General features: G+C 63.2%; 8 protein-coding genes. All 8 read left to right on the forward strand.

Annotated elements, in window-relative coordinates; translation table 11 throughout:
- Positions 1 to 59 precede the first annotated feature (59 nt).
- The 8 genes from KJP30_RS12610 to malQ all read left to right on the forward strand — a co-directional run bounded on the left by KJP30_RS12610 (position 60) and on the right by malQ (position 13,585).
- Complete coding sequence (locus tag KJP30_RS12610; RefSeq protein ID WP_218449627.1) at positions 60 to 1,202, forward strand: ABC transporter permease; 1,143 nt, start codon at positions 60 to 62, stop codon at positions 1,200 to 1,202.
- A complete protein-coding gene (locus tag KJP30_RS12615) occupies positions 1,202 to 1,996 on the forward strand; it encodes an ATP-binding cassette domain-containing protein (RefSeq protein WP_218449628.1) in 795 nt (264 codons plus the stop codon). The genes KJP30_RS12610 and KJP30_RS12615 overlap by 1 nt, the downstream gene beginning before the upstream one ends.
- A 207-nt stretch (positions 1,997 to 2,203) precedes the next feature.
- Entirely contained in the window at positions 2,204 to 4,582 is a 2,379-nt protein-coding gene (locus KJP30_RS12620; RefSeq protein WP_218449629.1) for a glycogen/starch/alpha-glucan phosphorylase, read from the forward strand.
- A complete protein-coding gene (gene glgB / locus KJP30_RS12625) occupies positions 4,579 to 6,801 on the forward strand; it encodes a 1,4-alpha-glucan branching protein GlgB (RefSeq protein WP_218449630.1) in 2,223 nt (740 codons plus the stop codon). The genes KJP30_RS12620 and glgB overlap by 4 nt, the downstream gene beginning before the upstream one ends.
- Before the next feature lie 17 nt (positions 6,802 to 6,818).
- Positions 6,819 to 8,078 (forward strand): glucose-1-phosphate adenylyltransferase, encoded by a 1,260-nt coding sequence (glgC, locus tag KJP30_RS12630; protein WP_218449631.1) that lies wholly within the window; start codon positions 6,819 to 6,821, stop codon positions 8,076 to 8,078.
- 1 nt (position 8,079) lies between these two features.
- The gene (glgA, locus tag KJP30_RS12635) at positions 8,080 to 9,516 is read left to right on the forward strand and encodes a glycogen synthase GlgA (protein ID WP_218449632.1); all 1,437 of its coding nucleotides are present in this window, start codon (positions 8,080 to 8,082) and stop codon (positions 9,514 to 9,516) included.
- Complete coding sequence (gene glgX / locus KJP30_RS12640) at positions 9,513 to 11,618, forward strand: glycogen debranching protein GlgX (protein ID WP_218449633.1); 2,106 nt, start codon at positions 9,513 to 9,515, stop codon at positions 11,616 to 11,618. Before glgA ends, glgX begins: the two co-directional genes overlap by 4 nt.
- Positions 11,615 to 13,585: a 4-alpha-glucanotransferase gene (gene malQ, locus KJP30_RS12645; protein ID WP_218449634.1), complete on the forward strand. Its 1,971-nt coding sequence runs from the start codon at positions 11,615 to 11,617 to the stop codon at positions 13,583 to 13,585. Before glgX ends, malQ begins: the two co-directional genes overlap by 4 nt.
- The last annotated feature ends 1 nt before the right edge of the window (position 13,586 follow it).

The raw sequence follows: 13,586 nt of genomic DNA on the forward strand, positions 1-13,586 counted from the left end.
TCGATTAGGCTGAGGGCACATGCGCAAAAGAACGCAGCCACATATCCCGGGAGGACCCCATGTCTGATTCTGCCTCAAAGGGGCAGGACTTCGAATCCTCGTTGTCCAAGGCCAACGCTCAGGTGGCCGAGTTCGAGAAACGCGAAGGCCTCGGCCCCAAGATCCAGCACGCCCTGCATGTCACCCCTTCGCTGGTGCCGCTGATCGTGCTTGTCATCTCCGTCATCATCTTTGGCGTCCTGCTGGGATCCAAGTTCTTTTCGCCCTTCGCGCTGACTCTGATCCTGCAACAAGTGCAGATCGTCGGCATTGTGGCGGTGGCGCAATCCCTTGTCATTCTGACCGCAGGCATCGATCTGTCGGTCGGCGCGATCATGGTGCTAAGCTCGGTGGTCATGGGGCGGCTGGCCTTTTTCGGCATCGCCTTTCCCATTCCTCTGGTCGGCTATGCCGTTGCCGATAGCGGGTTTTGGTACTGGCTGACGGTTCCCGCGCTGCCGACCGGCCTTGCGATCCTTGTCGGTCTGTGTGTCGGCACCTTTGTGGGCTTCCTCAACGGCTGGCTGGTCGCCAAGGTGAAACTGCCACCCTTCATCGTGACACTGGGGATGTGGCAGATCGTTCTGGCGACGAACTTCCTCTATTCCGCCAATGAAACCATCCGCAGCCAGGACATCGCCGCCGATGCGCCGCTGCTGCAATTCTTCGGCACCACCATCCAGTTGGGCAGCGCGCGGCTGACCTATGGCGCGGTCTTCATGGTGCTGCTGTTCATCTTGATGGCCTACATCCTGAAACAGACCGCATGGGGGCGGCATGTCTATGCCGTGGGCGATGACAAAGAGGCCGCCGAGCTTTCCGGGATCGAAGCGAACAAGGTGTTGATCTCGGTTTATATGGCCTCGGGCCTGATCTGCGCCTTTGCCGGCTGGGCCCTTATCGGGCGGATCGGCTCGGTTTCGCCGACCTCGGGGCAGCTGGCCAATATCGAAAGCATCACCGCCGTGGTGATCGGGGGCATCTCGCTCTTTGGCGGGCGTGGCGCGGTCATGGGATCGCTCTTCGGGGCGCTGATTGTCGGCGTCTTTACCCTTGGCCTGCGCCTGCTGGGCGCGGATGCGCAATGGACCTACCTGCTGATCGGCCTGCTCATCATCGGCGCCGTGGCGGTGGACCAGTGGATCAGAAAGGTATCGTCGTAATGGACCCCATCGTTCAAGGCCGCGGAATCGTGAAGCGCTATGGCCACGTGACCGCCATCGACCATTCGGACTTTGACCTCTTTCCCGGCGAAGTGCTGGCCGTGATCGGCGACAATGGCGCGGGCAAATCCTCGATCGTCAAGGCAATCTGCGGCGCGGTTCAGCCCGACGAGGGCGAGATCCGCATAGAAGGAAAGCCGGTGCATTTCGCCTCGCCGATCCAGGCGCGGGAAATGGGAATCGAGATCGTCTACCAACAGCTTGCGCTGTCGCCCGCCCTTTCGATTGCAGACAACATGTTTGCCGGGCGCGAGCTGCGCAAACCCGGCATTCTGGGCACGGTCTTTCGCCAGCTGGACAAAAAGCGGATGGAGGATTTCGCCCGCGACAAGCTGACGGAACTGGGCCTGATGACGGTGCAAAGCATCAATCAGGCGGTCGAAACCCTGTCCGGCGGTCAGCGTCAGGGCGTCGCCGTGGCCCGAGCGGCGGCCTTCGCCAAGAAGTTCATCATCATGGACGAACCCACCGCCGCGCTGGGCGTCAAGGAAAGCCGCCGGGTGCTGGAACTGATTCAGGACGTGCGGGCCAAGGGCATCCCGATCATCCTGATCAGCCACAACATGCCCCATGTCTTTGAAGTGGCCGACCGTGTCCACATCCACCGACTTGGCAAACGTCACGCGGTGGTGGACCCGGCCAAAATCTCGATGTCGGACGCGGTTGCGATCATGACGGGCGCGATGGAACCGCCGCCTGTCGAAGAACAGCAATTGACGCCGAAAGCCGCGTGATGGCAGCACCGCTGCCCCTGAAACAGGCAGGGGCAGCGGCAGACTGGGGCCAGCGTGCAACATCCCGGGCAGCGGATACCCGGATCCCGCGGCGGCTCTGGCCTTTGAACAGAAACTGTCGTTAGCGGAAACAGGCGCGCCTGACTCATGCAGCTTCGACCATGGTTGCGCCACGTGCCGCCCGCAGGACAGGACAGGACCGATCCGATGAAAGACGAAATCCTCGCACATCTGCGCTATTCGCTTGGCAAGGACGCCGGACACGCCGCCGTCTATGACTGGCGCATGGCGCTTTCGTTGGCCCTGCGCGACCGCATGGTGGATTCATGGTTCAACAGCACCAAGGCCAGCTATGACGGACACGCCAAGCGCGTTTATTACCTGTCGATGGAATTCCTCATCGGGCGACTGGTTGAGGATGTGGCCGCCAATCTTGGCCTGGTGGACGAGGCAAAAGCCGCCGTCGCAGCGCTTGGTCAGGATTATGATGCATTGGTCAAGGACGAACCGGATGCGGCCCTTGGCAACGGTGGCCTGGGGCGTCTTGCCGCCTGCTTCATGGATAGCCTCGCTACGTTGGGCATTCCGGCGATGGGCTATGGCATCCGCTATGAACACGGGCTGTTCGAACAGGATTTCGTCGAAGGCCAGCAGATCGAGAAGCCCGAAACATGGTTGGAACAACGCCACGCCTGGGAATTCGAACGCCCCGAAGTGACCTACAAGGTCGGCTTTGGTGGCCATGTGCATCATCATGACGGCAAGGCGCAATGGCGCCCGCATGAAACCGTGCTGGCCACCGCCCATGACACGCCAATCGTCGGCTGGCAGGGCCGCTGGGGCAACACACTGCGCCTGTGGTCCGCACGGCCGCAAAAGGAATTCGACCTCGCCAGTTTCAACCGCGGCGACTACCTCGCCGCCAGCCGGTCCGAGGCGCTGGCCCGTACCATCTGCCGCGTCCTCTACCCGGACGACACCACCGAAAGCGGCAAGGAACTGCGTCTGAAGCAGGAGTATTTCTTTACCTCCGCCTCGATCCTCGACCTTTTGCGCCGCTTCTTCGTCGATCACGACGACATCCGAAAACTGCCCGACGCTGCGGCGATCCAGTTGAACGACACGCACCCGGCCATTGCCGGGCCGGAATTGATCCGCATTCTCGTGGACATTCACGGGCTGGACATGGCCGAAGCGATCGAACTGGCGCGCCGCTGCCTTGGCTACACCAACCACACGCTGTTGCCGGAGGCGCTGGAACGCTGGCCGGAATGGCTCTTGGGTCGGGTCCTGCCGCGTCATCTGGAAATCATTCGCGCCATCGAAGGGGCGCAGCAGGAACAGCACCCCGGCAGCCCGCGCATCCTTGACCATGGCAACGTGAACATGGGCGAACTGGCCTTTATCATGGCGCATAAAGTGAACGGCGTTTCGGCACTGCACACCGAGCTTGTGAAATCCACGGTCTTTGCCGATCTGCACCGGATTCACCCCACACGGATCGTGAACCAGACCAACGGGATCACGCCACGGCGCTGGCTATACGGCTGCAACCCGGCGCTTTCGCGCCTGATCACCCGCGAAATCGGGGATGCATGGCCCGCCGATCTGGAAAAACTGGCGGCCCTGCGCTCCAAGACCGGCGATCAGGCCTTCCTGACCGAGTTCATGGACGCCAAGCGCGAAAACAAGGTGCGCCTGTCCAACTGGGCCGCCGAACATTGCGGCATTCAGGTCGACCCCGACGCGATGTTCGACATCCAGATCAAGCGCATCCACGAGTACAAGCGCCAGTTGATGAACATCCTCGAAACCATCGCGCTGTGGAATGAGATGCACGCCAACCCGGGCGCCAACTGGACGCCACGGGTCAAGATCTTTGGCGGCAAGGCCGCACCCGGTTACCATGTGGCCAAGGAAATCATCCGGCTTATCAATGACGTCGCGGCGGTGGTGAACAAGGATCCCGTCACAGGCGATCTGCTCAAGATCGTCTATCCGCCCAATTACAACGTTACGATGGCCGAGATGCTGATCCCGGCGGCAGACCTTAGCGAACAGATCTCGACCGCCGGCAAAGAGGCCTCGGGCACCGGCAATATGAAATTCTCCCTGAACGGCGCTCTGACCATCGGCACGCTGGACGGTGCCAATGTCGAGATCCGCGAACATGTCGGGGCCGAGAACTTCTTTTTGTTCGGACTGACCGCCGAAGAGGTGATCGAACGGCGCAGCCATCACGGCTATGCCCGCGCCGCCATCGAACAAAGCCCGCGAATGCAAAAGGTTCTGGCCCAGATCGCCGAGGGGCGCTTTTCCCCGCAAGACCCCAGCCGCTATCACGGATTGGTCGGCAATCTCTGGGATCACGACCACTTCCTCGTATCCTGTGATTTCGACAGCTATTTTGACACCCAGCGCCGCGCCGACGAAGCCTTCAAACACAAGGCCACCTGGGCCGCGATGGCGCTCAGCAATACGGCAAGCGTTGGCTGGTTCTCCTCGGATCGCACGATCAAGGGCTATGCACGGGACATCTGGCAAGTGCACAGTGCCATAGACAGAGACCTGGAGCAGAGCGCATGACAGCCCCCCTCGACAATATGACCGCACGGCAGATCGTCGAGGGCCGCCATGGCGATCCGTTTTCGGTTCTCGGGCAACACGGCCTGCCGGATGGCAGCCAATGCGTTCGCGTCTTTTACCCCGGCGTCGATCGGGTCGAGGTTCTGGCGCGTGACACGGGCGTCCTGCTTGCCCTGCTGGAGCCCGTCGAAGGGGCCCCGGGGCTGTACGATGGCATCCTGTCGGGCATCACCGGGCGCTACGATTACCGCCTGCGGATCACCCGTGGCGAAGAGATCTGGGAAACCGAAGACCCCTACGCCTTTGGCACCGTACTGGGCGAGATGGATGAATACCTGCTGGGCGAAGGCACGCACGGCCAACTCTGGCGCGCGCTTGGTGCCCATCTGACCAGCTACGCCGGCGCCCCCGGCGTGCATTTTGCCGTATGGGCACCCAATGCATCGCGCGTGTCGGTCGTTGGTAATTTCAACGATTGGGACGGGCGGCGGCACGTGATGCGCCGCCGGGGACAGACCGGCATCTGGGAAATCTTCATCCCCGGCGTCGGCGAAGGCACGCTCTACAAATTCGAACTTCTGGACGGCAACGGGATGCTTTTGCCGCTCAAGGCGGATCCGGTGGGTTTCGGGGCCGAGGTACCGCCAAGCACCGCCTCGGTTGTTCGCAACCTTGACCAGCACCGCTGGACCGATGCCGACTGGATGGCCGGGCGCGGCCAGAAACAGCGGGTCGATCAGCCGATTTCGATTTACGAGGTCCATCTGGAAAGCTGGCGCCGCGTCCCCGAGGACGGGAACCGCGCACTCAGCTACCGGGAGCATGCAGATCAATTGGTGCGTTATGCCGCCGACATGGGTTTCACCCATATCGAGCTGACGCCGATCTCGGAACATCCCTTTGGCGGTTCCTGGGGCTATCAGCCTGTGGGACTTTATGCGCCGACCTCCCGGTTCGGGACGCCCGAGGACTTTCGCGCGCTGGTCGAGGCTACCCACGCGGCTGGTCTTGGATTGATCATCGACTGGGTGCCCGGGCATTTCCCGACCGACAGTCACGGGCTGGCACGTTTCGACGGCACCGCGCTGTATGAACATTCCGATCCCAAGGAAGGTTACCACCCGGACTGGAACACGCTGGTCTACAACTATGGCCGCACCGAGGTTTCCAATTTCCTGATCGCCAATGCGCGCTACTGGCTGGAGGAATTCCACGTCGACGGGCTGCGCGTGGATGCTGTGGCCTCGATGCTGTACCGAGACTATTCGCGGAAAGAGGGTGAATGGGTGCCCAACCAGCACGGGGGGCGCGAGAACCTCGAAGCCATCGCGTTCCTGCAACGGATGAACGAACAGGTCTACGCGGCCCATCCCGACGTGATGACACTGGCCGAGGAATCCACCGCCTTTCCGGGCGTCAGCGCACCCACCGACACCGGCGGGCTTGGCTTTGGGTTCAAGTGGAACATGGGGTGGATGAACGACACCCTGCGGTACATGGGCGAAGACCCGATCAACCGTAAATACCACCACGACAAGATGACCTTTGGCCTGCACTATGCCTTCAGCGAAAATTTCGTCCTGCCGCTAAGCCATGACGAGGTCGTGCATGGCAAAGGCTCGTTGATTGCGCGGATGCCGGGCGACGACTGGCAGCGTTTCGCCAACCTGCGCGCCTATTACGGCTTCATGTACGGCCATCCCGGCAAGAAGCTGATGTTCATGGGTGGCGAATTTGCCCAATGGGCCGAATGGAACAATGACAGCAGTCTGGACTGGCACCTGCTGGAACACGCAACGCACAAGGGCATGCAGGATCTGGTGCGCGACCTGAACGCGCTTTATCGCGCAACGCCCGCCCTGTACCAACTGGACAGCAAACCCGAGGGGTTTCGCTGGATCGACGGCGGCAATGCGGCCGAGTCGATCTTTGCATGGGTCCGCATGGGCGAACCCGATACAGCGCCTGTCCTGATGGTGTCTAATTTCACTCCGGTGACACGTCACGGCTACAGGATCGGCGTGCCCGCGCCCGGCCACTGGGAAGAACGGCTGAACACCGACGCCCAGATCTATGGCGGCAGCGGGCAGGGCAATTTCGGCGGCGTCACCGCCGACCGCGAACCGGCGCACGGCTGCGGATATTCGATAGAAATCACCGTTCCGCCCTTGGCGACGGTGTTCTTCCAACTGTCCGGGGAGGAGAGACCGGGCACCTGATCACGGGAGAGGATCACATGGAAAACGACAGGTTCAAGCTGGCCCAGCAGACCATGGCCTATGTGCTGGCGGGCGGGCGCGGGTCGCGTCTCAAGGAGATGACCGACATCCGGGCGAAACCCGCTGTCTATTTCGGTGGCAAGACCCGGATCATCGACTTTGCCCTGTCCAACGCCGTCAACTCTGGCATCCGGCGCATCGGCGTTGCGACCCAGTACAAGGCGCACAGCCTGATCCGCCACCTGCAACGCGGCTGGTCGTTCTTCCGTGCGGAACGGAACGAAAGTCTGGACATCCTGCCCGCCTCTCAGCAGCTGGACGAAGAAAACTGGTACAAGGGCACGGCGGACGCGGTCACCCAGAACCTTTTTGTCATCAAGGGTTATGATCCGAAATACATCCTGATCCTCGCGGGCGACCACATCTACAAGCAGGATTATTCGTTGATGATCGAACAGCACGTCGCCTCGGGGGCCAAGGTGACGGTCGGCTGCATCGAAGTTCCGCGCGACGAGGCCAAGGGCTTTGGTGTCATGGCTGTGGATGCCAACGACAAGATCCTTGATTTCGTCGAGAAACCGGACGAACCGCCCACCATGCCCGATGATCCGACCCGATCACTGGCCTCGATGGGGATCTATGTCTTTGACACGGACGTGCTTTGCGACCTGTTGGAAGAAGATGCACGCAATCCCGACTCCAGCCATGATTTCGGCAAGGACATCATCCCGGCGCTGGTCGCCGCGGGCCAGGCGGTGGCCCATCCCTTTGGCCGGTCCTGCATCATGTCGGGGCTGGAAACCAAACCCTACTGGCGCGACGTCGGCACGCTGGATGCCTATTGGCAAGCCAATATCGATCTCACCGACTTTGAGCCGGAGCTGGACATCTATGCCACCGACTGGCCCATCTGGACCTATTCGGAACTGACCCCTCCGGCCAAATTCATTCACAACGAAGAAGGCCGCAGGGGGCAGGCCGTATCGTCCATGGTGGCGGGCGGCTGTATCATCTCGGGATCCTCGCTGTATCGCTGCCTCTTGTTCCGGGGCGTCAAGACCCATTCCTATTCCCAGCTCGAGGGCGTTGTGGCGCTGCCCTACTCCGAAGTTGGTCGCCGCGCTCATATCAAGAACGCGATCATCGACAGGGGCGTGTCCATCCCGCCGGGGCTGGTGGTGGGCGAGGATCCCGAGCTGGACGCCAAGCGGTTCCGCAGGACCAAGAACGGCATCTGCCTGATCACAAGCAGCATGATCGACGCATTGGAGAAATGACATGAAGGTGCTGATGGTCGCCTCGGAATGCGCCCCTTTCATCAAGACCGGCGGGCTGGCGGATGTGGCTGGCGCTCTGCCGGGCGCGCTTGCGCCGCTGGGGGTTGAGGTCAAGACCGTCCTGCCGGCCTATCCGGCCTTGTTCCCCTTGCTGGCAGAGGGCACCGAAGTCGCCAGTTTCGGTGACCTGCCCGGCGGACCGGGGCGGCTGGTCGAAGTTCAGGCCGCAGGCATCACCCTTCTGCTGCTGGACGCACCACAATTGTTCGACCGACCCGGCGCGCCCTACACGGACGGTGACGGCCGGGACTGGCCCGACAATCATCGCCGCTTTGGTTCGCTTGCGCAGGCGGCGGCGCGGATCTGTTTCGACGGGCTGAACGGCTGGGTGCCGGATGTGCTGCACGCCCATGACTGGCAGGCTGGCCTTGCCCCGGTCTATCTGAAGCAGGACGGGCGCGCCGGGCCGCGTTCCGTCATCACGATCCACAACATTGCCTTTCAGGGCCGATTCGGCCCGCAGGTCATGGGCGACCTGCAACTGCGCAGCGACTGGTTCCACCCGGGCGGGCTGGAGTATTACGGCGATGTCAGCTTTCTCAAGGCAGGCCTTGTCTATGCCGACCACATCAGCACCGTCAGCCCCACCTATGCGCGTGAAATTCTGACACCGGAGTTCGGCATGGGACTGGACGGCGTTCTGGCCAGCCGCGCCGCCGACCTGACCGGCATTCTGAATGGCATCGACATCGAAACCTGGAACCCAAGGACGGACCCGGAACTGTCCGCGCGCTTTGGCCCCAAGCGGCTGAACGGAAAGATCACCAACCGGGACGAAGTCTGTCGCAGGTTGGGGCTGAACCCGGATCACGACGGGCCGCTGTTCTGCGTCATCAGCCGGCTGACGCTGCAAAAAGGGTTGGATGCCTTGGCAGGTGCCCTGCCCGCGCTGGTCGAAGGCGGGGGGCAACTGGCGCTTCTGGGCTCTGGCGACCCACTGCTTGAACGCGCCTTTTCCGAGGCCGCGAGCCGCTATCCCGGCAAGGTCGGCGTCCACATCGGCTATGACGAGGCGTTTTCGCACCTGCTGCAAGGCGGAGCCGATGCCATCCTGATCCCCTCGCGTTTCGAACCCTGCGGTCTGACCCAGCTTTATGGTCTTCGCTATGGCACGCTGCCTGTGGTCGCCCGCACCGGCGGTCTGGCGGATACGGTGGTCGACGCCAATCATGCCGCACTGGCGGCGGGGGTCGCCACGGGCTTTGTCTTTGACGATGTCTCGGTCGCGGGGATCGAACAGGTCATCGCCCGCGTCACCGCCGCCTTTGCCGACCGCGAAACATGGCGGGCCATGCAAGTATCGGCGATGCGGCATCCGGTGGGCTGGGAAAGCTCGGCCCGGGAATACGTCCAGATGTACACACAGCTTGTCGCATGACATCCGCCAATGTCGGGACATACGGGATCCGGTCAGGACGCCCGAACCGGCTGGGCGCGCGGTATGATGGCGACGGCACGAATTTCGCGCTGTTCTCGGACCACGCGCAGCGGGTCGAACTTTGCCTCTTTTCGCCCGACGGCAAAAAAGAGCTTCAGCGTCTGCCCTTGCCCGACCGGCAGGGCGCGGTCTGGCACGGCTATGTGCCCGGTCTGAAACCCGGGGCGCTGTACGGCTATCGCGTACACGGCCCCTTTGCGCCCGACCGCGGCCATCGTTTCAACCCCAACAAACTGCTTCTGGATCCTTACACCCGCAGCCTGCACGGCAGCTTTACCACCCATCCCGCCACTTTCGGCTATAGCACCGGGTCGCCCGATGCCGACTTGTCGCTGAACCCGATGGACAGCGCTCCGCACACGCCGAAATCCGTCGTTTGGGCCCCGGAAGAGTATCCGACCGACGCGCGCAACCTGCGCCGTGGCTGGGGCGACACGATCATCTACGAAGCGCATGTGCGCGGAAGCACGATCCGGCACCCGAAAGTGCCCGAGGCGTTGCGAGGCACCTTCGATGGTATGGCTTCGGACGCCATGCTGGAGCATCTGACCCGTCTGGGCATCACCACGGTTGAACTCTTGCCGGTGCAGGCCATCCGGTCGGAAAACGCGCTGACCGGTCGCGGGCTGGTCAACCACTGGGGCTATAACACTGCCGCCTTCTTTGCCCCCGAACCGAGGTATCTTGGCCCGTCGGGCGTCGCCGGATTCCGCGCAATGGTGGACCGTTTTCACGCCGCCGGGATCGAAGTGGTGCTGGACGTGGTCTACAATCACTCGGCCGAAGGCGATCACCTTGGCCCGACCTTTGCCTTTCGCGGGCTGGACAATGCCTCGTACTACCGGCTGGTCGAAGGGCAGCCGCGGTTCTATGTCAATGACACCGGCACCGGCAACACGCTGAACACCGATCACCCCTTTGTCTTGCGCATGATCCTCGATTCCCTGCGGTTCTGGGTCGAATGCATGGGCGTTGACGGTTTCCGTTTTGACCTTGCCACGGCACTGGGTCGGGAACGTCACGGGTTCGACCGGCAAGGCGGTTTCATGGATGCGCTGCGGCAGGATCCCGTGCTGGCGGAGGTCAAGCTGATTGCCGAACCATGGGACCTTGGACATGGCGGCTATCGGCTGGGCCAGTTCCCGCCCGAATTCGCGGAATGGAACGACCGGTTTCGCGACACGGTCCGGCGATTCTGGCGTGGCGACGGGCACGCGGCACAGGATCTTGGGTCGGCGCTATTGGGAACGGCAGACCTGTTCGACACGCGGGGCCGACAGGCGTGGGCCTCGGTCAATTTCGCTGCGGCGCACGACGGGTTCACGCTGGCCGATGTGACGGCCTATTCCCGACGCCACAACGCGGCCAACGGCGAAGGTAACCGCGACGGGCATCACTCGAACTATTCGGACAACCTTGGCGAAGAAGGCGAAACCCGCGACGAAACGATCCTTGCGGCCCGTCGCCAGCGGGTGCGCAACATGCTGGCGACTGTCCTGCTGTCTCAGGGCACACCGATGATCCTTGCCGGGGACGAAGGCGGCAATTCGCAGGGCGGCAACAACAATGCCTATTGTCAGGACAACCCGATCAGTTGGCTGGATTGGGACACCATGGACGACGACCTGATCCGGTTCACCGCCGCCCTGATCGCCTTTCGCAAGGCACATGGCGTCTTGCGGCAAACCCGTTTCCTGCACGGGGTCCAGCGGGATGACGGCACGCCAGATGTGGAATGGCGTGGGTTCGACGGCAGCGCGCTGAACTGGCGCGATCCAGGGCTCTCCTCGCTTTGTCTGCTGTTGCGCGGCTGCGCCGAAACCCCGGCGGGCTGTGCCGACGGCGAAGAGATCCTTCTGGCATTCAACCGCGAAGGTCTGGAACAGACGCTGGAACTGCCGGCCCCCGAGGGCGGGACATGGCGGCGCGAAATCGACACCTCCTTGGCCCGTCAGATCCCGCAAGAGATCACCGAGGCGACGGTCTCCGTCGCCGCCTTCAGCGTCGCGGGCTTTGTCCGCCATCCGGAGAAAAGATCATGACCGGCGCCGACGACAGCCTGCGCAGCCTTGCGCGAGCCTACGGGGTTCACCTGTCCTTTCATGACCTGCAAGGCACCGAACATGCCGCCGTTCCCGACACGCTAAGGGCGCTGTTGGGCGGGATGGGCGTTGCGGCAGAGACGCCCGCCATGGTGGCCGAGGCGCTGGCAGAAACGCGCGCCCGCCACGACGAGGCGCACCTGCCGCCCGAAATCCTGACCCGCGCCGGGGCCGCGCTGCGCCTGCCGGTAGCCGCCCCCTGCGACTGGCTTTTGCTGGACGAAGCCGGTGCCGAAGTTCAGTCCGGACGCGCCGAGGATCACATCGAAATGGCCCCGATGGAGGTCGGCTATTTCATCCTGCACGCGGCGGCCCCGGACCGGCATACCGAATCGCTGGTGCTGTCCATGCCGAACCAGGCGCCGGGCGTCAGCGTTCTGACAGGCCGGGCCAAGGGCTGGGGCGTTTGCGGCGCGCTTTATGGCCTGCGGTCGGCGCACAACGGCGGCCTGGGCAGCTATGGCGATCTGCCTGCGGCGCTGAAAGGGCTTGCCGCCTCTGGGGCGCAGTTCCTTGGCCTGAACCCGATCCATGCGCTGGGATGGGCTGCGGATGAGATGATCAGCCCCTATTCGCCCACCCATCGCGGCTTCTTCAGCACCGATCACATCGCGCCGCGCGCAGGTCTGGGGCCAACCCCGGCGGATGCATTGATCGATTATGATGGTTTCCGCCGCCGCCACAGGGGCGCCCTTAAGGCCGAATTCGCAAAGTTCGGTACGGCCATCGCACCCGAACGGAAGGCTTTTCAACAGTTCCGCGCCGCAGGCGGTGCGGCTTTGGATACCTTTGCCCAATTCGAGGCGCTGAGCACCCACCACGGCGAAGATTTCCGCCAATGGCCCGCCAATTTGCGCAAACCCGGCCCCGACGCGGCGCGCGCCGCAGCCGAGGACGTGGCCTTTCACCAGTGGCTGCAATGGCGGGCCGAAACCCAGATCGACGCCGCGCAGGACACCGCGCTAGAGGCGGGCATGGGGTTCGGCCTGTATCTTGATCTTGCCGTGGGCGCGCGCCCCGGCGGGGCCGAGGCATGGATGCACCGCGACACCATCGCGCGCGGCGTGACGATAGGTGCGCCGCCCGATCACCTGAACCCCGAGGGCCAAAGCTGGAACCTCGCTGCCCATGCGCCCGCCCGGTTGCGTGCCGCGCATTACCGGCCGCTGCGGGCCATGCTGCGCAAGCTGATGGCCAAGGCGGGAATCCTCAGGGTCGATCACGCGCTGGGCCTGTTGCGCAGCTTTTGGATCCCCGACGACGGCAGCCCGGGCGGCTATGTTTCCCAGCCTTTCGAAAGCTTGCTGGCCGTCATCGCCATCGAAGCTGCGCGGGCCAACTGTCTTGTGGTCGGAGAGGATCTGGGCCTTGTGCCGGATGGCTTCCGCGAAACACTGAACCGCGCCGGACTGCTCAGCTATGCGGTCTGGCAATATGAAACCGCCGAGGATGGCAGGCTTTGTGATCCGCGCGACCTGCGCCCCTTCGCGCTGGCCTGTTTCGGCACCCACGACACGCCAACGTTGCGCGGGTTCTGGTACGGGCAGGACATCGCATGGTGGCAACGCATGGGATGGCTGTCCGGCGGACAGGCCCGCGCCCGTCACGACGAACGCGCCCGGCAACGCGCGGGCCTGCGTGACCTTTGCGAACTGCCGCCGCTGGCCAGCGCCCGGACGATTGCCGAAACGGTACAGGCGCGGCTGTGCACCGCGCCCTCGGCGCTGGTCGCGCTGCAACTGGACGACCTTCTGGGGTGTCTGGACGCGCAGAACCTGCCCGGCACTGTGTCCGAACACCCCAACTGGCGCCGCCGCCTGCCGATAACGGTCGAGCAACTGGGTGACGCATTGCCCGCGTCGCGCATCCAAGCTTTCATGCCCGCAGATCGCGGCAGCAACGCATAGA

The sequence above is a fragment of the Antarctobacter sediminis genome (assembly GCF_019218285.1).
Classification (GTDB): domain Bacteria; phylum Pseudomonadota; class Alphaproteobacteria; order Rhodobacterales; family Rhodobacteraceae; genus Antarctobacter; species Antarctobacter sediminis.